The organism is Raineyella sp. LH-20 (assembly GCF_033110965.1).
Classification (GTDB): domain Bacteria; phylum Actinomycetota; class Actinomycetes; order Propionibacteriales; family Propionibacteriaceae; genus Raineyella.
In genome coordinates, this window is record NZ_CP137003.1 from 2469585 (window position 1) to 2491144 (window position 21560).

20 protein-coding genes are annotated in these 21560 nt (G+C 71.5%); 17 read left to right on the forward strand and 3 right to left on the reverse strand.

Annotation, left to right across the window (positions count from 1 at the left end; genetic code table 11):
- Window positions 1–88: 88 nt before the first annotated feature.
- The 8 genes from R0146_RS10820 to R0146_RS10855 are packed head-to-tail and all read left to right on the forward strand — an operon-like array spanning window position 89 to window position 7438.
- On the forward strand, window positions 89–433 hold the full coding sequence (locus R0146_RS10820) for a TadE/TadG family type IV pilus assembly protein (RefSeq protein WP_317689548.1): 345 nt from the start codon (window positions 89–91) through the stop codon (window positions 431–433).
- Entirely contained in the window at window positions 421–1476 is a 1056-nt protein-coding gene (locus R0146_RS10825; protein WP_317689550.1) for a pilus assembly protein TadG-related protein, read from the forward strand. Before R0146_RS10820 ends, R0146_RS10825 begins: the two co-directional genes overlap by 13 nt.
- 18 nt (window positions 1477–1494) lie before the next feature.
- The gene (locus tag R0146_RS10830) at window positions 1495–2223 is read left to right on the forward strand and encodes a Flp pilus assembly protein CpaB (RefSeq protein ID WP_317689552.1); all 729 of its coding nucleotides are present in this window, start codon (window positions 1495–1497) and stop codon (window positions 2221–2223) included.
- Window positions 2220–3404 carry a CpaE/TadZ family protein gene (locus R0146_RS10835; RefSeq protein ID WP_317689555.1) on the forward strand — a complete coding sequence of 395 codons (1185 nt, stop codon included), beginning with the start codon at window positions 2220–2222 and terminating at the stop codon, window positions 3402–3404. Before R0146_RS10830 ends, R0146_RS10835 begins: the two co-directional genes overlap by 4 nt.
- Window positions 3401–4936 carry a TadA family conjugal transfer-associated ATPase gene (locus R0146_RS10840; RefSeq protein ID WP_317689557.1) on the forward strand — a complete coding sequence of 512 codons (1536 nt, stop codon included), beginning with the start codon at window positions 3401–3403 and terminating at the stop codon, window positions 4934–4936. Before R0146_RS10835 ends, R0146_RS10840 begins: the two co-directional genes overlap by 4 nt.
- 5 nt (window positions 4937–4941) lie before the next feature.
- Window positions 4942–5886, forward strand: coding sequence for a type II secretion system F family protein (locus tag R0146_RS10845; RefSeq protein ID WP_317689558.1), 945 nt, complete (start codon window positions 4942–4944; stop codon window positions 5884–5886).
- Between the two features lie 8 nt (window positions 5887–5894).
- Window positions 5895–6785, forward strand: a complete 891-nt coding sequence (locus tag R0146_RS10850) for a type II secretion system F family protein (protein ID WP_317689560.1) — start codon at window positions 5895–5897, stop codon at window positions 6783–6785.
- Complete coding sequence (locus tag R0146_RS10855) at window positions 6782–7438, forward strand: prepilin peptidase (RefSeq protein WP_317689562.1); 657 nt, start codon at window positions 6782–6784, stop codon at window positions 7436–7438. Before R0146_RS10850 ends, R0146_RS10855 begins: the two co-directional genes overlap by 4 nt.
- Window positions 7439–7507: 69 nt before the next feature.
- Here R0146_RS10855 and pdxT read toward each other — a convergent pair whose 3' ends face one another.
- Both pdxT and pdxS read right to left on the reverse strand, forming a co-directional pair.
- Window positions 7508–8101, reverse strand: coding sequence for a pyridoxal 5'-phosphate synthase glutaminase subunit PdxT (gene pdxT, locus R0146_RS10860; protein ID WP_317689564.1), 594 nt, complete (start codon window positions 8099–8101; stop codon window positions 7508–7510).
- Complete coding sequence (gene pdxS / locus R0146_RS10865) at window positions 8098–8991, reverse strand: pyridoxal 5'-phosphate synthase lyase subunit PdxS (RefSeq protein ID WP_317689566.1); 894 nt, start codon at window positions 8989–8991, stop codon at window positions 8098–8100. The genes pdxT and pdxS overlap by 4 nt, the downstream gene beginning before the upstream one ends.
- Before the next feature lie 145 nt (window positions 8992–9136).
- Here pdxS and R0146_RS10870 point away from each other — a divergent pair, with 145 nt between their 5' ends.
- The 4 genes from R0146_RS10870 to R0146_RS10885 all read left to right on the forward strand — a co-directional run bounded on the left by R0146_RS10870 (window position 9137) and on the right by R0146_RS10885 (window position 12943).
- Complete coding sequence (locus R0146_RS10870; protein WP_317689568.1) at window positions 9137–10711, forward strand: aminotransferase-like domain-containing protein; 1575 nt, start codon at window positions 9137–9139, stop codon at window positions 10709–10711.
- Window positions 10708–11382, forward strand: coding sequence for a pentapeptide repeat-containing protein (locus R0146_RS10875; RefSeq protein WP_317689570.1), 675 nt, complete (start codon window positions 10708–10710; stop codon window positions 11380–11382). The genes R0146_RS10870 and R0146_RS10875 overlap by 4 nt, the downstream gene beginning before the upstream one ends.
- A gap of 122 nt (window positions 11383–11504) precedes the next feature.
- Window positions 11505–12212, forward strand: a complete 708-nt coding sequence (locus tag R0146_RS10880) for a L,D-transpeptidase (protein ID WP_317689572.1) — start codon at window positions 11505–11507, stop codon at window positions 12210–12212.
- A 62-nt stretch (window positions 12213–12274) separates the two neighbouring features.
- Window positions 12275–12943, forward strand: coding sequence for a DedA family protein (locus R0146_RS10885; protein WP_317689574.1), 669 nt, complete (start codon window positions 12275–12277; stop codon window positions 12941–12943).
- Between the two features lie 117 nt (window positions 12944–13060).
- Here the strand turns inward: R0146_RS10885 and R0146_RS10890 are convergent, their stop codons facing one another.
- Window positions 13061–13621, reverse strand: a complete 561-nt coding sequence (locus R0146_RS10890) for a hypothetical protein (protein WP_317689576.1) — start codon at window positions 13619–13621, stop codon at window positions 13061–13063.
- Window positions 13622–13724: 103 nt separating this feature from the next.
- Here R0146_RS10890 and R0146_RS10895 point away from each other — a divergent pair, with 103 nt between their 5' ends.
- The 5 genes from R0146_RS10895 (at window position 13725) to R0146_RS10915 (ending at window position 21529) form a co-directional block, all read left to right on the forward strand.
- On the forward strand, window positions 13725–14882 hold the full coding sequence (locus R0146_RS10895) for a DUF4192 domain-containing protein (protein WP_317689578.1): 1158 nt from the start codon (window positions 13725–13727) through the stop codon (window positions 14880–14882).
- A gap of 21 nt (window positions 14883–14903) precedes the next feature.
- Window positions 14904–17363: a leucine--tRNA ligase gene (leuS, locus tag R0146_RS10900; RefSeq protein ID WP_317692384.1), complete on the forward strand. Its 2460-nt coding sequence runs from the start codon at window positions 14904–14906 to the stop codon at window positions 17361–17363.
- A 108-nt stretch (window positions 17364–17471) separates the two neighbouring features.
- A complete protein-coding gene (locus tag R0146_RS10905) occupies window positions 17472–18242 on the forward strand; it encodes a helix-turn-helix transcriptional regulator (RefSeq protein ID WP_317689580.1) in 771 nt (256 codons plus the stop codon).
- Window positions 18243–18348: 106 nt separating this feature from the next.
- Window positions 18349–19227 carry a helix-hairpin-helix domain-containing protein gene (locus R0146_RS10910; RefSeq protein ID WP_317689582.1) on the forward strand — a complete coding sequence of 293 codons (879 nt, stop codon included), beginning with the start codon at window positions 18349–18351 and terminating at the stop codon, window positions 19225–19227.
- Window positions 19196–21529, forward strand: a complete 2334-nt coding sequence (locus tag R0146_RS10915; RefSeq protein WP_317689584.1) for a ComEC/Rec2 family competence protein — start codon at window positions 19196–19198, stop codon at window positions 21527–21529. The genes R0146_RS10910 and R0146_RS10915 overlap by 32 nt, the downstream gene beginning before the upstream one ends.
- Window positions 21530–21560 lie beyond the last annotated feature (31 nt).

Here is a 21560-nt window from a genome sequence, read left to right on the forward strand (position 1 = left end):
ACATCCCAGGGCGGGTGGCCTCGCCGCCCTTCCTTCGAATTGCGTCACTGCAGGGGGGATGATGCGGCAAGCGGATCGCGGGGCCGAGATGGTGGAATTCGCTCTCCTCCTGCCCGTGCTGATGGCGTTGGTGTTGGGCATCATCGAGTTCGGATTCGCCCTCTTCGCCCAGGCATCGCTGGCGGGGGCGGCGCGTGAGGCGGCCAGAGAAATGGCTATCCACAACGACGCCGCCCAAGCACGAACGGCGGCAGTGAACGCGGCTGCACCCGCGGTGACCCTGCCTGCCGGTGAGGTGGGCATCACGGCGGACTGTCCCTCGGCGGCCGGCCAGGTCGTGGTGGCGATCGACCACCCGTACGTCGGGCTGACCGGCTGGCTACCCGCCGGGATCGTCCTTCATGGCCGTGGGGTGATGCGATGCGGTGGCTGAGCCGCGGGCCGGCGACCGATCGCTCGATACCGGACCGCTCGACGCCCGATCGTGGTGCCACCGCCGTCTTCGTGGCCATCTGCATGGTGGTCCTCGTCGGCTTCACGGCGCTCGCGGTGGATGTCGGGGCGATGTGGAGCGACAAGCAGCAGTTGCAGAACGGTGCCGACGCCGGTGCGCTGGCCATCGCCCAGTCGTGTGCAGGCGGGGACTGCAATTCTCCGGTGAGCGCGGCCGGACAGGCCGCGAGCTATGCCGGATCCAACAAGCTCGACGCGAACGCCGCCGGCGTGGTGACGGATCTGAACACCGCCGCCCACTACGTCACGGTCCGCGACTCCAGCACCCGCCGGCTCTGGTTCGCGCCCGTCATCGGGATCGACACCGCCGACATCGCGGCGACTGCGACCGCGCGGTGGGAGAACACCTCGGGCGGCAACTTCCTGCCACTCGCGTTCTCGCTGTGCGCGTTCTATGCCCAGACCGGCGCCGTCGTCGGGGATCCGATCCCGAGCGGCACCGAGATGACTCTTCTGCTCAAGTCCAAGAAGGACCAGAGCGCCGCCATCACCGCGGAGAACGTGGACGGCCAATGCCTGCCCAATACGTCGGCGGCGCACAACGAGGTTTCCGGCGGATTCGGCTGGCTTCAGCCCGACGGGGGTGCTGGGACGTGTCTGCGCTCGGTGAAGGTCGGCGACTGGGTCGCCTCGAAGCCCGGCGGATCGGTTCCCTGCTCGATCGGCGACACCTTGCAGGGGAAGACCGTGGAGATCCCGATCTTCAACGATTGCCGTCGCGACGCCAAAGGAAATTGCCTGAGTGGCAACAATGCCGCCTACCTCGTCTACGCCATCGCCGGTTTCGAGGTGACCGGCTATTGCTTCAGCCCGCGTACCGACGAATGGAATGCTCCGGTCTGCAATGACAGCAATCCCTGGATCAGTGGTCGATTCGTGACCTTCACCTCGCCCGACTCATCGTCCCCTTCTGATCCCGGTGCCCCCGACCTGGGCGCGAACCAGGTCGCTCTCATCAACTAGGAACCCAGAGACCCGAGCATGCACACACGCCGCATCGTCGCCGCCATCGTCGCGGGAGTCCTGACGATCCTTGCCGCCGCCGTCCTCATCCTCTACGTCGGTGGCGCGGACCGCCGCGCCACCCGGGCCCTGGAGCCGCAGTCGGTCCTGGTCGTGGTCGCCCCGGTCGCCAGGGGCACCGCGGCCGATGCGCTGGGCAGCGCCGTCCAGGAGAAGCAGCTGCCCGGGTCGGCCAAGGCAGAGGACGCGGTCGCCAGCGTGGCGGACCTCGGGAAGAGGATCGCGGCGGTGGACCTGGTCCCTGGCGAGCAGGTGTTGGCCTCGCGTTTCGTCGACCCGGCCGCCCTGGAGTCGGCCACGGTCCCGGACGGTCTGCAGGAGGTCAGCGTCCTGCTGACCTCCGAACAGGCGTACGGTGGCCGGCCGGCCCCGGGGGACCGGGTCGGGGTCTTCCTGTCGTCGAACGACACCCCCAAGCCCACCCGGCTCGCCCTCGGCAACACTCTCGTCACCCGGGTGCAGGGCGGTGTCCAGTCCTCGGCGAAGACGGCGGCGGGGACCGCGGCGGCCGTGCAGCCGAGCTCCGCGCCCGAGGTCAAGGTGATGGTGACCCTGGCGGTGAGCACCCACGACGCTGAAAAGGTGGTCTGGGCGGCCGAGCACGGCAGCATCTGGTTGTCCCTGCAGAACAAGGCCACCGACACCACCGGATCGAGCACCGTCACCTCGGAGAACTTCAGCAAATGAGCCACTTCCTGGTCATCACCGACTCCGCGGACCTCAGCCAGAGCGTCGCCTACGCGGCCGGCGTGCAGATCGGCGCGATCCCGGCCACCCCGATGCCGGCCCGCCCGGAGGAGCTGCCCGGCTACGACGCGGAGCGGCCGGTCGTCGTCCTGGATGCCGGTCCGGACGCCGACGCCGCGCTGCGGCTGACCGCCGGCTGCACAGCGGTCGGGATGGTGGTCGTGCTGGCCTCGGAGGAACCGGAACGGATCGGCTTCGCGGCCCTCAAGGCAGGGGCCGCCGATGTGATGTCGGTCTACGCCTCCATCCCCGAATTGCGTGCCTCGCTGGCCCGGGCCGACCGACTGGCCACCGAGCGGGCGTACGCCACGGCCGGCCAGCAGGGCGCAACGACGGAACCGCCGAGGCCGCAGGGCCGGGTCGTCACCGTGGCCTCTCCCAAGGGCGGGGTCGGCAAGACGATGGTGGCGACCAACCTGGCCGTCGGGCTGGCCCGCCGGTATCCGCAGTCGACGGTCCTGGTCGACCTCGACGTCCAGTTCGGGGACGTGGCCACCGCGCTGGGGCTCTCCCCGCGCTACAGCCTGGTGGACGCCACCCACGGTCAGACGCCGTCGGATCCGCTGGCGCTGAAGAGCCTGCTCACCCAGCATTCGACCGGACTGTACGTGATCCCTGGTTCCGAGTCGCCCGGCGCATCCGAGGCGGTGGGCGCCCGTGAGATCGGCCTGCTGCTGCACACCCTGGCCGGCGCCTTCCGGTACGTGATCGTCGACACCGCGCCGGGCCTCAACGAGCAGACCCTCCAGGCGCTCGACCAGTCCAGCGACCTGGTGCTCGTCACCAGCCTGGACGTCCCGGGCGTACGTGGCCTGCGCAAGGAGATCGACACGCTGCGCCAGGTCGGACTGATGCTGTCGAGCCATCATCTGGTGCTGAACTTCGTCGATCCGCACCGGGGCATCACCGTCAAGGACGTCGAGGCCAACGTCGGGGAGACCATCGACGTGACCCTGCCGTTGGCCAAGGAGGTCCCTCTGTCGGTCAATCAGGGCGTCCCGCTGCTGCAGGGCAACGGCCGCGATCAGGCGACCAAACAGCTCACCCATCTCGTCGAGCTGGTCAGTGCCGACAGATCTGCCGTCGGGCGGACCTCGCGATGGAAGGGGACCCGCGGATGAGACTGTCCGATCGTCTGGCGGCGGCCCATTCCCGGCCGACCGCCCCGTTCGGCACCACGCCCTCCGGCAGCACGGCGTCTGACAGCACGGCGTCCGACAGCAGCCTGTCCGACGGTGCTGCGCCGGACACCGCGGCTGCCGACGACGCGAGGGCGTTCCTCGCCCGGGAGACGCCGGCGCCCGCCCCCCGGCCACCGGCCCGCGGGCTCGGCGACCATGCTCCGACGTCGCTACCTCCCCGGCGTGCGGCGGGCCCCGACCCGCTGGCGCAGCTGAAGTCGGCTGCGGCCGACACCCTCTACGAGCGTCTCGGCGCTCGACTGAGCGACCCGGCGATGGACGAGGAGACTCTGCGGTCATTGGTCCGCAACGAACTCGACTCGATCGTCGAGGCGTCCGCCACGCCACTGACCGCTTCCGAACGGCGGCGCGTGATCGAGGAGGTCCAGGCCCAGGTGCTCGGCCTCGGCGTCCTCGAACCACTGCTGGACGACGACACGATCACCGAGATCATGGTCAACGGACCGGACCGGATCTACGTCGAACGTGCCGGCCGGATCAGCCGGGCCGAGGCCCACTTCCAGAGCGAGCGGGACCTGCGCCGGGTGATCGACCGGATCGTCTCCCGCGTCGGCCGCCACATCGACGAGGCGACGCCGCTGGTGGACGCACGCCTCGAGGACGGCTCCCGGGTCAATGCGATCGTGCCACCGCTGGCGGTCAGCGGCCCCACGCTGACCATCCGGAAGTTCTCCACCGACGTGCTGACCGTGCCCGACCTGATCGGACTCGGCACCCTCGCGCCGGAGACCGCCGAACTGCTGGAGGCCTGCGTCCGCGCCCGCCTCAACATCATCGTCTCGGGCGGCACCGGCACCGGCAAGACGACGATGCTGAACGTCCTGTCCTCGTTCATCCCCGACGACGAGCGGATCATCACCATCGAGGACACCGTCGAGCTGCAGCTCCAGCAGCACCACGTCGTACGCCTCGAGGCCCGCACCGCCAACACCGAGGGGCGCGGGGCGATCACCATCCGCGATCTCGTCCGCAACTCCCTGCGGATGCGGCCCGACCGGATCGTGGTCGGTGAGGTCCGCGACGCCGAAGCCCTCGACATGCTCCAGGCGATGAACACCGGCCACGACGGGTCCCTGTCGACCGTGCACTCCAACTCGCCGCGCGACTCGCTCGCCCGCCTGGAGACCCTGGTGATGATGGCTGGCATCGAGCTGCCGCTGCGTGCGATCCGCGAGCAGATCTCCTCGGCGGTCGACCTCATCGTGCATCTGTCGCGTCTCCGGGACGGCACTCGGCGGGTGGTGAACGTCACCGAGGTCCTCGGCATGGAGGGCCAGACGATCACGTTGCAGGACATCTTCGCGTTCGACTACGCCGCCGGGGTCGATCGTGACGGCCGGTTCCGCGGCCATGTCCGCCCGACCGGCGTACGTCCCCGGTTCATGGACCGGTTCGACGAACTCGGCCTCTCCGTCTCGCCCGCCGTGTTCGGCGGATACCCGCCCCGGTAGGTGTCATGGGACTCACCGACTCTCCGGCCCTGCTGTGGCTGGGCCTCGCCCTGCTGGTCGTCGCCCTCGGCCTCGGCGCCGCCGCGCTCGCCCCGCGCCGCTACACCCTGCCGATGTCGCGGCGTCGCCCGGACGTCCCGCCACCACCGGGCGTCCTCGCCCGGCTGACGTCGACGGCGACCGACGGTGTCGGCCGGCTGATGGCCGGTCGCGGCAGCGGTCTGCAGGATGTCCTCTACCTGGCCGGGATCCGCGCCGACGCACGGGAGGTCGGGGTGCTGGTGCTGTCCAGCATGGTGGTCGCCTTCGCGATCGGGCTGATCGGCGCCAACGCCTTCCTCGGCCTGCTGCTGGCAGTGCTGGTGCCGCTGGTGTTCTGGCTCGTGCTGGTGAGTCGTACGAGTCGACGCCGCTCCGCCTTCTCCGAGCAGCTCGGCGAGGTGCTGCAGACCCTCGCCGCCAGCCTGCGGGCCGGCACCTCCCTTCCGCAGGCGATGCAGGTGGTCGCCACCGAAGGCGACGAACCGTCCCGGTCGGAGTTCACCCGGGTGGGCAACGAGCTGCGGGTCGGCCGGCCGATGAGCGACACGCTCGAGGCCGTGGCCGCCCGGATGCAGAGCCAGGACTTCTCCTGGGTGGCCCAGGCCATCGCGATCAACCGCGAGGTCGGCGGCAACCTGGCCGACGTGCTCGACGGCGTGGCCGGCACCATGCGGGAACGGGCCGCCCTGCGCCGCCAGGTCGACGCTCTCAGTGCGGAGGGCCGGATGTCCGGCTGGGTCCTGATGGCCTTGCCGATCGGTGTCTTCCTGCTCGTCTACGTCATGAACCCCACGTACTTCGCGCCGTTGTTCGGTACGCCGATCGGCTGGCTGCTGATCGCGGCGGCGGTGGTGCTGATGATCATCGGCGGCATCTGGCTCAACGCGATGACCAAAGTGAAGTATTAGGAGTGACGATGCCAGCGATCATGGCCGTGTTCGTCGTCCTCGCCAGCGCGGGGTTCGGGCTGTTGACCTATCTTGTCGTGGCTGGGGCGGATCCCGTCCGGCAACGCGCCCTGAGCAATCTCCGGCAGGGGCTGGCCCCGCAGGACCGCGGTGACGTCGCGCCGCGCCGGCTCTCCGGTGACGGGCAGGGACGCGCCGGGGTCGCGTTGCTGCCGAAGGGGGAGTTGCGCCTGCTCGACCGCCTGCTCTCGGAGGCCGGCCGCCCGGCGAGCTGGCCGCTCGACCGGGTCGTGTCGGTGAAGATCTGGGCCACCGTGGTCGCCGCTCTCCTCGCCGTCCTCCTCTTCCTGCGGAACCCCGCCGGCAACACCTTCGTCCTCGGGATCGTCCTGGTCGTACTGGTCTACGCGATCCCCGAACTGCGGCTGTGGAGCATCGGGATCGAGCGCCGGGAGTCGATGGGCAACGAACTCGCCGACATCCTCGACCAGATGAGCATCGCCGTCGAGGCCGGGCTCGGCTTCGAGGCCGCGCTGGTGCGGGTGGCCACCAACAGCGACAGTGTGCTGGCCGGAGAACTACGGCGCACCGCCCAGGACATGCAGGTCGGCCAGCCCCGCCGGGACGCCTATCTCGCGCTGGCCGCGCGGACGAAGGTCCCGGCGCTGCGCCGGTTCATCCGGACCATCATCCAGGCCGAGGAGAGCGGGCTCGCGCTGCGCGACGTGTTGCGTACGCAGGCCGACGAGATGCGCCTGATCCGCCGGCAGCGGGCCGAGGAACGGGCCCAGCGGATCCCGGTGAAGGTGATCTTCCCGCTGACCTTCTGCATCCTGCCGGTGTTGTTCATCGTCATCCTCGGACCGGCGGTGCTCAACATCATGGCGGCGTTCTCGTGACCCTGACCGCCGCCGCTGCTGCCGCCGCCGCGGTCCGGCCGGTGCTGGCCGCCGGGCTGGCGCTGCCGGCCGGGTGGGTCATGGCCGGCTGGGGCCGCCGGGTCTGCGACTCCGACAGTCACTGGCTGCGGGGCTGGGTCGTCGCGGCGGTCGCGGCGGCCCTGGCGTGGGTCGCGGTCGGGCTCGCCGGGTCCTGGTGGGAGGCGGTCCCGTTCTGGATCCTCGGCGTCGTCAGTGCCCTGCTGATCTGTTGCGACCTGGCCGTCATGCGGCTGCCGGACCCGATCATGGGGTGGGCCTATCCGGTCGTCCTCGGCACCTTGACGATCGCTGCAGGGGGCAGCGAGCAATGGCTGCGGCTGGGGCGGGCCTTACTGGCCGGAGTGCTGTTTCTGGCGTTCTATCTGGTCAATGCGCTGGTCTTCCCCCGCGGGATCTACCTCGGCGATGTGAAGTTCGCCGGTCTGATCGGTGCCTGGCTCGGCTGGTTCGGCTGGCTCCACCTGGTCTGGGGCGCGCTGCTGGCAGCGATCCTCGGCGGTGTGGTCGGCCTGGTGCTGATCCTGCTGCGACGGGGCGGCCTGAGGACCGAGTACCCGTACGGTCCGATGATCGCGGCCGGCGCCTGGATCGCCGCCGTCTGGCTGATCTGACGGCACGACGACCGGCGCCGGCCAACGTGGATCCTGCCGGCGAGCGTCGCCGGAGCGAGGCAGCCGCGATCAGGCCGCCTCGACCAGCTCCAGGAACCGCCGGTGCAGCCGGTCGTCGGCAGTCAGCTCGGGATGGAAGGACGTCGCCAGCAGCCTGCCGTGGCGTACGGCCACCACCGGCCCGTCGGCACCGGTCCGGGCCAGCACCTCGACGTCCGGGCCGACCTCGACCACCTGTGGTGCCCGGATGAACACCGCCGGGAACGCCGGCCCCGCCAGCCCCTCGATCGGGAGATCCGCGGTGAACGACGCCAACTGGCCGCCGTACGCATTGCGGCGGGCGGTGATGTCCAGCCCGCCGACGGTGGCGAAGCCGGTCAACGCCTGCCCGTCCTTGACCCGCTCGGCGAGCAGGATCAGCCCGGCGCAGGTGCCGAAGATCGGCAGCCCGGCGGCGCGGCGTACGGCCAGCTCCTCGAACAGCCCGACTTTCGCCGCGGCCCGGGCCATCGCGGTGCTCTCACCGCCCGGCAGCACCACCCCGTCGACGCCGTCGAGCTGATCCGGCGTACGGATCTCGCGGGTCTGCGCGCCGAGGGCGGTGAGCATCGTCACGTGCTCGCTCACCGCCCCCTGCAGTGCGACGACGCCGATCGTCGTCACCAGCCACGCTCCGCCAGCCGGTGCGGTGCCGGGACGTCGGCGACGTTGATGCCCACCATCGCCTCACCCAGACCGCGCGATGCCTCGGCGATCACCTGCGGGTCGTCGAAGTGGGTGGTCGCCCGGACGATCGCCGCGGCCCGCTTGGCCGGGTTGCCGGACTTGAAGATGCCCGAGCCGACGAAGACGCCGTCGGCGCCGAGCTGCATCATCATCGCGGCATCGGCCGGGGTGGCGATCCCGCCGGCGACGAACAGCACCACCGGCAGCTTCCCCTGGCGGGCGACCTGACGGACCAGCTCGTACGGTGCCTGCAGTTCCTTGGCCGCGACGTAGAGCTCGTCGTCGGACTTCGCGCCCAGCGCCCGGATCTCGCCGGTGATCGTGCGCAGGTGCTTCATCGCCTCGGAGACGTCACCGGTGCCCGCCTCGCCCTTGGAACGGATCATCGAGGCGCCCTCGGTGATCCGGCGCAGCGCCTCGCCGAGATTGGTGGCACCACAGACGAACGGCACCTCGAACTGCGTCTTGTCGATGTGGTTGACGTAGTCGGCGGGGGAGAGCACCTCGGACTCGTCGATGTAGTCGACCTTGAGCGCCTGCAACACCTGGGCCTCGACGAAGTGACCGATCCGTGCCTTCGCCATCACCGGGATCGACACCGCCGCGATGATGCCCTCGATCAGGTCCGGGTCACTCATCCGGGCCACCCCGCCCTGGGCGCGGATGTCGGCGGGGACACGCTCCAGCGCCATCACGGCGACAGCACCGGCCTCCTCGGCGATCTTCGCCTGCTCGGGGGTGACGACGTCCATGATGACGCCGCCCTTGAGCATCCGGGCGAGTCCGGTGTTGACCGTCACACGGTCGGCGGTGGTGGTTGCGGTCATGACTGGGTTCCTTGTGGTCGACGGCTGGGAGGGGCGCGACAGCGGTGCGGCGGACGCGCCTCCGCCATCCTGGCGTGCCCAACTGGCCCAGGCCAGAGCCACTTCCGCGATAGTTCAGTGGGCCAGTTCTGGGTAGGCTGGGCCCATGAGGCGTGAGGCGGCGGATTTCCCGGTGGTGCTGGACCGCGACGGCGGCGCCTCCTTGCCGGTGCAGCTCGCGGCGGCCGTACGCTCCGCCGTCGCCGCGGGAGTGCTGTCACCGGGCACCGCCGTCCCCTCCACCCGGGCGCTCGCCGCCCGGCTCGGCGTCTCCCGGGGCACCGTCGAGGCGGCGTACGAGCAGCTCGGCGCCGAGGGCTACCTGGTCGCCCGGCCACGGGCCGGCACAGTGATCGCACCGGGGGTGGCCGCCGCACCGATCGGGGCGAGCACGCTCGCCCGCTCCGGTGTCGGCGCCGCCGGAAGAGGCAGGGCCCCCGGACGTGTCGGCGGCGGCACGGGAGCCATGGCTGGTCGGGGCATGGCAGGTCGGGGCATGGCGGGTCGGGGCATGGCGGGCCGCTCCGGCGACGCGGCCCCGCCGGGTCCGGCGACCGGCGGGAGCACGGAGTTCCTCGATCTCGGCCCCGGCCACGAGGCCACCTCCCCTCTCGGTGATGCCGCCTGGCGGTCGGCCTGGCGGCGGGCCAGCTCCCCGTCGTCCCCGCCGGGGCGGCCGGATCCGGCCGGCGTCGCCGACCTGCGGCGGGCCATCGCCGAGCACCTGCGGCTGATGCGGGGGATGGCTGTCGCGGCCGACCAGGTCGTGGTGACCGCCGGCGCCCGCGAGGGCCTCGGACTGTTGCTCGCCGCGCTGTTCCCCGATCGGGACCGGCGCACCCGGGTGGCCGTCGAGGACCCGGGATTCACCGGACTGCGGCGGTTCCTGGCCCGCCAGCCGGTGGCCACCGTTCCGCTGCCCGCCGACCGGCTGAGTGAGGCGGACGGCTGCGACCTGGCCATCGTCACACCGAACTACCAGTACCCCGACGGGCGCTCGATGGGAGCGGCGACCCGCAGCGGAGTGCTGTCCTGGGCGGCCCGCACCGGCACCCTGATCCTGGAGGACGACTACGACAGTGAATCGCGTTACCTGGGGCCGCCGCTGCCCACTCTCTTCGGACTCGGTGGGGACGCGCCGGTGGTCCAGCTCGGCACGTTCTCCTCGGTGCTGTCGCACGACATCGGCACCGGCTACCTGCTGCTGCCGCCCGAGCTGGTCGAGGTCGTCGCCGCCACCCGCGCCGACCTCGGCAGCCCGGTCGCCGCGGTGACCCAACGCGCGGTCGCCAGCTACCTCGCCGACGGCGGTCTGCGCCGCCGGATTCACCGTAACCGTCGCCGTCTCACCGAGGCACGGGCCGTCGTCGCCGCCCATCTGGTGTCACTGCCCGGCGCCATCGACGGGGGTCGGCTGCTGGTCCTGCCGATGGACGCGACCGCCGCGGCGGCGGTCGCCAGGGCCTGCCGGGAGAGGGGCGTACGGGTCGGCGACCTCGCCCAGGGCTGGGCCGGCACCGCCCACCGGACCGGGATCATCGTCGACTACGGCGGCGTCGACGCCGCCGACCTGGACCGGGCACTGGACCTGCTGACCGCCGTCCTCGCCGATGTCCGCACCGGTGTCCGTCACGGTGCGGGCGGCACGCTGTCGGTGCCCGACACTAGGCTCGCGCCGTGAGCACCCGACGCCGTCCGCGGTCCACCACCGCCCCGATGATCGATCCGGTCGATCCCGCCGATCTGGAGCCGGGGGAGGCCACTGAGCTGACCGCGGGGCGTGGTGACCTGACGGGGCGTACGTACGCGGACCTCGACCTCGACACGCTCGATCTGACCGGTCGTGACCTCGACGGTTGCCGGCTCGACGGGCTGACCGTCGGCCGCTGGGGGCTGACCGGCTCGGCGGTGGTCGAGGTGGTCGGCGACCGGCTGGACGTCACCACCCTCGACGCACACCGGCCCGACTGGCGTGACGTCGTGGTGCACCGCAGCCGGATCGGCTCGGCGGAACTGACCGACGGCCGGGTCCGGTCCGTACGATTCACCGGCTGCAAGATCGGCTTCCTCAACCTGCGCGGCAGCGAGGTCGCCGATGTCGAGTTCGTCGACTGCGCCATCGAGGATCTCGATCTGGTCCGGGCGGACGTCACCCGGGTGGCCTTCGCCGGCAGCCGGATCGGCCGGCTCGACCTCACCGGCTCCACCCTGCGCGACCTCGACCTGCGCGGCGCCGACCTCGGCGACCTGGTCGGCTGGGAGGAGCTGCGCGGGGTCACCGTGTCCACCGCACAGCTCCACGAACTGGCACCACTGCTGGCCGAACGGCTCGGCATCCGGGTCGATGTCTGAGCCGGCACCCTGGAGGACCTCTGAGTCCCCGGATCCCTCCGCTTGCCGTGGACCCGTTTTCCGTGCTGGCGGCCGGTCCCCCTATGCTGGGCGCGGATAACGATCTCGGGGTGGGGAGATACATGAGGAACGTCCGTTCTGCCGGACTGGCGGCGATCGCGGCGCTGGTGACCCTGGCGGTCGCCGGGTGCGCACCGAAGGTCACCGCAGCCGTCCCGGCACCGCTGGCGACCGAGGAGCCGGTCGTCCGGACCGACGCCACCCCCACGCCGACGGCCACCCCGGCCGCAGCCCGTACGGCGACCGCCCTGCCGGCGGCCGCGTTCAAGGCGACGCCCACGCCGACCCCCTCAGGTGAGGCGACCATGGACGCCGCCGCCAACGCCGCTGCGGCGGCGAAGAAGGCTGCGGCGGACAAGAAGACGGCCGGTGACCGGATCGCCCCGGCCAACACCGATCCCCGCTGCGGCTACGGCACCGTGATGTGCGTGTCGAAGGCGGCCCGGAAGCTCTACTTCATGAAGGACGGGCAGATCGTCACCACCGTCGACGTACGGTTCGGCAAGGAGTCCGACCCGGAGCGGCGCACCCGCGAGGGGAACTTCCTGGTGTTCCGCAAGGAGGTCCAGTGGACCTCCAACCTCTACGGCTCGGAGATGCCGTACGCCATGTTCTTCTCCGGTGGCCAGGCCGTGCACTTCTCCTCGGACTTCGCGGCGCGTGGCTACAACGGCAACTCCCACGGGTGTGTCAACGTCCGGGACAAGGCCGCATTGGCGGCGATCTTCGACCAGGTCGAGGTCGGCTCGACCCGCGTCGTCGTCTACTGAGCCCTCGTCCCCGGGCCCGCCCGGCCCTGCTGTCCGGACCGCGCACACGGAGGTGACCGCCCATGGGGTGGATCAGCACGATCGTCGAGTGGGTGACCCGACTCATGCAGACGATCGGCGGACCGGGCGTGTTCCTGGCCATCCTGCTGGAGAACGTCTTCCCGCCGATCCCGAGCGAGGTGATCCTGCCGCTGGCCGGTTTCACCGCCGCCGGGCCGGACGCGCCGTACGGTCTGGTGGAGGCGATCGTCTGGGCCAGCGCCGGTTCCCTCACCGGGGCACTGCTGCTGTACTGGCTCGGTGCGGCGATCGGGGCCGAGCGGCTGCGCTGGATCGCCGAACGGATCCCGCTGGTCGACGCCCACGACGTCGACTCCTCGATCGACTGGTTCACCCGCTACGGGTCGTTCGCCGTCCTGATCGGCCGGCTCGTTCCGGGCGTACGCTCCCTGATCTCCATCCCGGCGGGCATCGACCGGATGCCGCTGCTGAAGTTCTCCGCCTTCACCGTGCTCGGTAGCGTGATCTGGAACACCGCTCTGGTCGTCGCCGGCTATCTGCTGGGCGACAATTGGCACGCCGTGTCGGAGTGGATGGATCGGTTCTCCACCGTCGTCTACGCCGTCCTGGGGGTGGCGTTCGTCGCGCTCACGGTCTGGCTGGTGCGGCGCGCCCTGGTCCGGCGGGCCGTACGTCGCCGCGACAGCTCGGACACCGACGACACGCACTGACGCTGCAGGTCGGCCGGCAGTCACACGATCCGCACGACGCCGAGCCGACGTTCGATCCGTCCGCGATCACCGGACCCGTACGCCTCACTCGATCCGTAGCCTCTGGATCCGTCCGCCTCACTCGATCCGCAGCGCGGCGACGGCCTCGTCACGGTCGTTGCGCAGCACCAGGGTGAGCGGTCCGGTCGGCGCGGCGAAGGCGATGCTGCCGCGCAGCGTCTCGCCCGCCGCGATCACCCCGGAGTCCATCGGCTGGCCGCCGGAGAGATCGGACTCAGGCAGGTAGCGGTAGCCGGTGTCGTCGTACGCCAGGAGGATGTAGGACTGGTAGCCGCTGGTGGCGGCCAGGACGACGTCGAATTCGGTCAGGCCGTCGTGTCGCCGGTGATCGGTCACCGCCAGCCGCCCGGTGCCCTCCGAGGATTCGTAGTCGATCCACCTGCCGGATGACGGCAGCCCGGTCGGAACGGGCAGGGAAGTGGTCGAGCGCGCGCCTGCTCCGCTCGGCGGCCGTCCGCGCGCCGGTCCGGCGGGTGTGCTCCCGGTCGCGGTGACCGGGGCGGGGGAGGGATGGTCCAGCCGATCACCGATCGCGGCGGCGGCGATCACCAGCGCGATCAGCACGGCGCCGGTCAGGTACGTACGGACGCGGGCGCTCGATCCGTCACGAATGGCCACCGTTGGAGTCTAGGCGTCCACAGGCTCCCGGCGCCGGGAGAGGTTGTCCACAAGGTCGGCCCGATCCGTCCGCCGCTGACATCGTACGTCCCACCCTGCGGGCATGGACCCCCACACCGACCCGGGCATCGACCCGCGCATCCAGGATCCCGTCACCGACCCGAGCGGGAGCGACCTCGTCGTGCTGCGGCCGCACGGCCTGCAGGGCATGCTGGCGACCGTCCCCTACCTGCTCGGCTTCCACCCGCACGACTCGCTCGTGGCCGTGCTCTTCGACGATCGCCGGGTGGTGGTGACCCTGCGCCTGGACAGCGAGGTGCTGTGCGCCGAGCCCGGCGGTGTCGATGCCTTCCTGCGCCACCAGTTGGACCGGCTGGCGGCCACCGGTCTGTTGTTGGTGGCCTACACCGACGGGCCTGCGCCGGACGTGGCGGAAGCGCTGGCCGGGTTGTCGCTGGCGCTCGAAGCCGCCGCCCTCAGCGATCCCGCCGCCCCCGAGGTGCTGGAGGCCGTCCACGTCGCCGGCGGCCGCTACCGCTCGGTGACCTGCAGCGACGAGTCCTGCTGTCCACCCGACGGGTTCGACTACGCCGACGTCCTCTCCGATCCCGCCGCCGCGGAGGCCGTCGTCCACGGTCTGCCCGCCTGGTCCGATCGTGAGGAACTGCGCGCGACCGTCCGGCCTCTCGACCGTGACGACGGGGACGATGGGGACGACGAGACAGACGAGGGCGAGCTGGACGGTTTCCGCCGTGCTCTGGTCCGCACCCTGACCCGGATCCGCGGGGTCGCGGGCGGGGCTGCGGCCGAGGAGATGGACCGTGCTCTCACCGAGATCGAGGAGACCGGCGCCGATCCGGATCCGGGACAGCTGGGCCGGCTGGTCGCGCTGGCGGCCCGCCCGGAGGCCCGTGACGTGGCGACGCTGCGGATCGAACGGGGCTCGGCCGGGCTGTGGTCGCGGGTGTGGGCGGCTGCGGCGCGCCGGAGCAGCGGCCTGGAGGCCGCCGCTCCGTTGGGCCTGGTCGGGGTCGCCGCCTGGGCCCGGGGGGACGGGGCGCTGGTCTGCATCTGCCTGGAGGAGGCCGAGAAGGTCCTTCCGGACCACGGCCTGGTCGCTCTGCTTCGCAATGTCGTCGAGCACGGCCTGCACCCGGACGAGTGGCACCGGATGCGGGCCCGGAGTCTGGCCCGGTTCGGTCCGCTGGGGCCGGCCTCCGCCGGTGACCGAGGGCGGGGTGACGGGCGGGCCGTGGGCTAGAATCGCCGGGTGCCTGAGGACATGACGACGTATGACGCGGTAGCCGCTCAGGAGCGCTGGCAGGCGTTCTGGGAGCAGAACGGGACCTTCGTGCCCCTCGACGACGGTGCGCGGGAGCGACGTTATGTCCTTGACATGTTCCCCTACCCGTCGGGCGACCTCCACATGGGACACGCCGAGGCCTTCGTGATGGGTGACGTCGTCGCCCGCTACTGGAAGCTGCGCGGCTACGACGTCATGCACCCGATCGGCTGGGACTCCTTCGGCCTGCCGGCCGAGAACGCCGCGATCAAGCGCAACGCGCATCCGGCCGAGTGGACGTACAAGAACATCGAGACGCAGGCCCGCTCCTTCAAGCGCTATGGGCTGAGCCTCGACTGGAGCCGGCGGCTGCACACCTCGGACACCGACTACTACCGGTGGACCCAGTGGCTGTTCCTGCGCTTCTTCGAGCGTGGTCTGGCCTATCGCAAGGACTCGATGGTCAACTGGTGCCCCAACGACCAGACGGTGCTGGCGAACGAGCAGGTCGTGCAGGGCCACTGCGAGCGTTGCGGCGCCGCAGTCACCAAGCGCAAGCTCAACCAGTGGTACTTCCGGATCACCGACTATGCCCAGCGGCTGCTGGACGACATGGCCCAGCTGGAGGGCCACTGGCCCGACCGGGTGCTGGCGATGCAGCGCAACTGGATAGGCCGCTCCGAAGGCGCGTACGTCGACTTCGCCGTGGAGGGCCACGACGGCCCGGTGACGGTCTTCACCACCCGCCCCGACACTCTGTTCGGCGCGACGTTCTTCGTGGTTGCCCCCGAGTCGGAGTTGGCCGACCAGATCTGCGCACCCCAGCAGCGTGCCGCCTTCGAGGAGTACCTCGAGGCGACCAAGCGGATCTCCGACATCGAGCGGCAGTCCACCGAGCGACCCAAGACCGGCGTGTTCCTCGGCCGCTACGCGACCAACCCGGTCAACGACGAGAAGCTTCCGGTCTATGCGGCCGACTACGTGCTGGCCGACTACGGCACCGGCGCGGTGATGGCGGTGCCCGCCCACGACCAGCGCGACCTCGACTTCGCCCGCACGTTCGACATCCCGGTCCGGATGGTCGTCGACACCGGGCAGCCCGACCCGGCCGAGACCGGCATCGCCACCGCCGGCGACGGGACGTACGTCAACTCCGGCGCTCTGGACGGCCTGACGGACAAGACGTCCGGTGTCACGACGATGATCGACCGCCTCGAGGCCGCCGGCCGTGGCCAGCGGGCGATCACCTACCGGCTGCGCGACTGGCTGCTCAGCCGGCAGCGCTTCTGGGGCGCCCCGATCCCGATCGTGCACTGCCCGGCTTGCGGCGACGTCGCCGTGCCGGACGACCAGCTGCCGGTCGAGCTGCCCGACCTGCGCGGTGAGGACCTCGCCCCGAAGGGCACCTCGCCGCTGGCCGGACCGGCCGCGACGGCGTGGCGGGAGGTCGCCTGCCCCTCCTGCGGTGGCCCCGCCGAGCGGGACACGGACACGATGGACACCTTCGTCGACTCCTCGTGGTACTTCTTCCGCTACTGCTCCCCGGGCTTCGCCGACGGACCGTTCGGCACCGACGAGGTCGCCCGGTGGATGCCGGTCGACCAGTACGTCGGTGGCGTGGAGCACGCGACCCTGCACCTGCTCTACTCGCGGTTCTTCACCAAGGTGCTGTACGACCTGGGGCTGGTCACTTTCACCGAACCGTTCCGCCGGCTGCTCAACCAGGGCCAGGTGATCAACGAGGGCAAGGCGATGTCGAAGTCCCTCGGTAACGGCGTCGATCTGGGTGAACAGATCGACCGGTTCGGGGTGGACGCCATCCGCCTCACTGTCGTCTTCGCGGGCCCGCCCGATGAGGACATCGACTGGGCCGACATGTCGCCGGCCAGCTCGCTGAAGTTCCTCCAGCGCGCCTATCGCCTCGCTGCCGAGGTGACCTCCGCGCCCGGCACCGATCCGGCCACCGGTGACGCGGCGCTGCGCCACGTCACGCACCGCACCATCCAGGACGTCACTCAGTTGCTCGACGACCAGCGGTTCAACGTCGTCGTCGCCCGGATCATGGAACTGGTCAACGCCGCCCGCAAGACCGTCGACAGCGGTGCGGGAGCCGGTGACCCGGCCGTTCGCGAGGCCGCCGAGTTCGTCACCGTGGCGCTGAGCACGATCGCCCCGTACGTCGCCGAGGAAATGTGGGAAGCCCTGGGCGGCACCCCGTCGGTGGCGAACGCGAGCTGGCCGACCGCCGACCCGGCGCTGCTGGTGGTCGACACCGTCACCTGCGTCGTCCAGGTTCAGGGCAAGGTCCGCGCCAAGCTGCTCGTGGCGCCGACCGTCTCCGACAGCGAGCTGGAGACGCTCGCCCTGTCCGACCCCGGCGTCCGGCGGTCCCTGGACGGTCGCGAGATCCGCAAGGTGATCGTACGGGCCCCGAAGCTGGTGAGCATCGTCCCGGCCTGACCCGACCGGCCACCGACTCCCGGGAACGATGCGCGCCGGGAGTCGTGGATCACTTGTTGTGTGCACCATTGACCCGAGCGGGCTGGACACGTTTTGTACGATGATGTTGTGACTAATTCCGGAGCGGACGCCGACGACAGCGCCGTGGTGGCGATGGGCCCGTTGCCCGCGGCCGTCGCGACACCGCTGTCCAGCGCCCGCGCGGCCGTCCTGGCCCAGCTGGCCGAGGCGGACGGGCAGCCGTTGCGGGCCCAGCAGATCGCCAAGGCCCTCGGCCAGCACGTCAACACCACCCGTGAACACCTGGAAGGCCTCGTCGCCGACCACCTCGCGGAGGCGACCACCGAGGCGCCCCGCGGGCGCGGTCGGCCCGCGACCCTCTACCGGTCGATGCCGGGCGGACAGATGTGGCCGATCGGTCGCCAGTACGCCGCACTGGCCGACGTGCTGGTCGAGCAGGTGCTCGAATCGGTGGACGATCCGCAGCAGGCGGCCTTCCGTGCGGGCCAGCGGTGGGGACGCAAGTTGCTGGACGGCGTGCCCGAGGACGCGACCCCGCAACAGGCGGTGGACCGGCAGCTCGCCGAGGTCGGGTTCGCACCCGAGCGTACGGCGCCGGGGGAGTGGCATCTGCACCGCTGCCCGCTGCTGGCGGCGGCCCGTCGACACCCGGAGGTCGTCTGCAATGTCCATCGCGGCGTCGTGGCAACGATGCTCGAAGGACTGGGTGAACCGTCCGAGGTGAAGATCTTCCCCTTCAGCGAGCCCGGTGCCTGCCGCGTCACTGCTCTCCCGACGCCGACCCTGGTGACCGAGCCGACCCTGGTGACCGAGCCGACGTCGACGGACCACCCCGCCGAAGAGTCCGCGTCGGCCTGACCTCGTCCGGGTCGCCCTCGTCCACAGGCCCGACCTGACCCGGAGAACTGTCCACAACACCGGATGCCCGCCGGCCGTGATCGGGCGGCGGGCACCACACTCGGTCATGAGCCGACGACTTCCCCAACCCTCCGCCGAGGCGACCCGGCGGCGTCTGGCGGGTCTGCTGGAGACGTCCCCCGACACGGCCTGGGAGGACACTGCCGCGTTCGATCCTGATGGGCCTGGTCGGCCCGGTCACGACCGGACCGACCGTGACCGGGGGCAGGACGCGGACCAGGCCGGAGTGGGGCTGCGCGGAGCTGCCCGGTGGCGCCGGGAGACTGTGCTCGTCGTCAGTGTGATCCTGCTGCTCGGCATCCTGCTGGCCGGGTTCACCCTGTTGCGCTCCCGCCCGATCGCTGTGCCGGCCGACGCCGCGGCGACCGCCGGAGCGGCCGGCCTTGGACTGCCGATGGCGGGGACACCGACGGCCGCTGCTTCGACTGCTGGCACCTCCGGGACACCGTCCGCCAGAGCGTCGATCGCGGCGCATGTCATCGGGGAGGTGCAGCGGCCCGGACTCGTCGCCCTGCCGCAGGGCGCCCGCGTCGACGACGCCATCACCGCGGCCGGTGGGCTGACCTCGCGGGCGGACCCCGGCGACCTCAACCTCGCCCAGCCGCTGCAGGACGGTCAGCAGGTGGTCGTCGGATCGGCCGGTCGACCCGGGGGAGAGGTCCGGGGACCCGCGACGGCGTCCGGGACAGGGACCTCCGGTGGGGGAACGGGCGGTGACGGTCAGGGCGTGGCGGCGCGGATCAATCTGAACACGGCTTCCGCCGTCGAGCTGGAGGAACTGCCCGGCGTCGGCCCGGCCACCGCCAAGAAGATCATCACCTGGCGGGAGCAGAACGGCGGCTTCCGCACCGTCGAGCAGTTGCAGGACGTCCAGGGGATCGGGCCGAAGACCTATGCCGACATTGCGCCGCGCGTCGTCGTCTGACCGTGCGGCCCGGGCCGGTGCCGACCTGCGGCTGGTCCCGACGGCGCTGGCCGGCTGGGCCGGTGGTTGGCTCGGCACCTCCGGTCGGCCCGGCTGGCAGCTCGCCGGGCTGGTCGCCGCCGTTGCCCTGCTGGTCCTGGCCCGGATCACCCGGCGATGGTCCCGGGTGCCGGCCGCGGCGGCCCTGTTGGGGTGTCTCTTGATCGGCGGGCTGCACGGTCTGGCGGTCGGCACCGGCCCGGTGCGTACGCTCGCCGGCGACCACGCCGGGGCGGACCTCCGGCTGGTTCTCCTGCATGATCCGGTGCGGATCGCCGCCCCGGTCAAACCGGACGGATCCGACGGCTCGGCCGGATTGGTCTGGGTACGGGCCCGGGTCGTCGGCCTCCGCACCCCGCAGGGGAACGTGCGGGTCCGGGCACCTGTCCTGGTGACGATCCCGGCTGACCAAGCTTCGGCGTGGCGCGATGCGGTTGCGGGCAGCACCGTGACCGTACGGGGCACCCTGGCCGTCCCGGAGCCGGGATCGGATCTGGCCGCCATGGTCCGGGCCTCCGGGCCACCGACCCTGTCGGCGGCCCCGTCCTGGGACCAGCGGGCCGTCGCCCGGGTCCATGACGCCTTGCGGGCGGCGGTCGCTGACCGCGATCCACGGGCCCGGGCACTGGTGCCGGCCTTGGTGGTCGGCGACACCGGCCTGGTCGACGCGACGATGGAGGCCGAGTTCCGCGACGCCGGACTCCTCCACGTGATGGCGGTCTCCGGGAGCAACCTGACCCTGCTGCTCGCCTTCCTGCTCACCGGGGCGAAGCTCCTCGGCCTGCGCGGCCGGGCGCTCCATGGTCTCACTGCGGTCGGCGTGGTGGTGTTCGTCGCGCTGTGTCGGACCGAGCCGAGCGTGCTGCGGGCGGCAGCGATGGGCACGGTCGCCCTCTCGGCACTCGTCGCCGGTGCCGCCGATGGTCCACGCCGCGGTCTGCGATCGCTGTCCGCCGCGGTCCTCGGCCTGCTCGTGGTGGATCCCTGGCTGTCCCGCTCCGCCGGGTTCGTGCTGTCGACCGCCGCCACCGCCGGGATCGTGCTCTGGGCGACCCCGTGGGCCGACCGGATGACCCGGTGGGCGCCCCGATGGCTGGCCGAGGCGGTGTGTGTCCCGCTCGCAGCCCAGCTGGCGACCGGACCTTTCGCCGTGTCGCTGTCGGGGTCGGTGAGCGCGGTGGGACTGTTGGCCAACCTGGCCGTTGGCCCGTTCGTGGGCCCGGCGACGGTGGCCGGGTTCGCTGCGGCGGGGCTGGGCGTGGTGTGGCCGCAGGGAGCCGTGATCGTCGCCTGGCCGGCGGCCCTGGCCGCCCGCATCATCGCGGCGATCGCCGCCACCGCCTCCGCGGCACCTGGGGCGACGCTGTGGTGGCCGCCGGGCGCGGTGGGCGTGGTGCTACTCGCGGTCGCCGGCGCCGTGGCGGTGATTGCCGCCCCGGCCTGTCTGTCCCGCTGGTGGGCATCGCTGCTGATGGCGGTGCTGATGGTCTCCCTGGTGCTCCGCGGATCGGTACGACCAGGCTGGCCACCACAGGGATGGGCGGTCGCGGTGTGCGACGTCGGCCAGGGTAACGCCGTCGTCCTGGCGTCCGGTCCGGGGGAGGCGGTGCTGGTGGACACCGGTGACGACGCAACGGCCGTCCTCGGCTGTCTGCGCCAGCTCGGCATCCAACGGCTCTCCCTGCTGGTGCTCAGCCACCTGCACGCCGACCACGCCGGGGCGCTGCCGCAGGTGCTCGCCCAGCTGCCGGTGATGGCGGTCGTCACCGCCCCTGGACAGTATCCGGAGACCGGTACGGTCCCGCATCTGGTCTCCTCGGCCGGCGACGTCGTCCGGGTGGGGGCAGTGACCTGGGAAGCCCTTGCGCCACCGTCCGGCCGGCCGCCGTCGAGCGATCCGGCCGACGAGAACGACGGCAGCCTGGTCGGGCGGGCCAGCGTCGGCGGCCTGAGCATGCTGCTGCCCGGTGACCTGCAGGCCGACGGGCAAGACCGATTGTTGCGGGCCGGCGCCGACGTCCGGGCGACGGTCCTGGTCGTCCCGCATCACGGGTCCCGCGACCAGTCGCGGGACTTCCTCCGGGCCACCGGAGCACGGCTCGCCCTGGTCAGTGTGGGCATCGACAACCCGTACGGTCATCCCCACCGCCAGACCCTGGACACCCTCACCGGCCTGGGCATGGGCATCGTCCGGACCGATCAGGGCGGTCACCTCGCCATCAGCTGTCGGGACCAGCGGTGTCGCGCTGTCCCCCTCCACTGAGCACCGTCCGCCGAGCACCGTCCACTGAGCA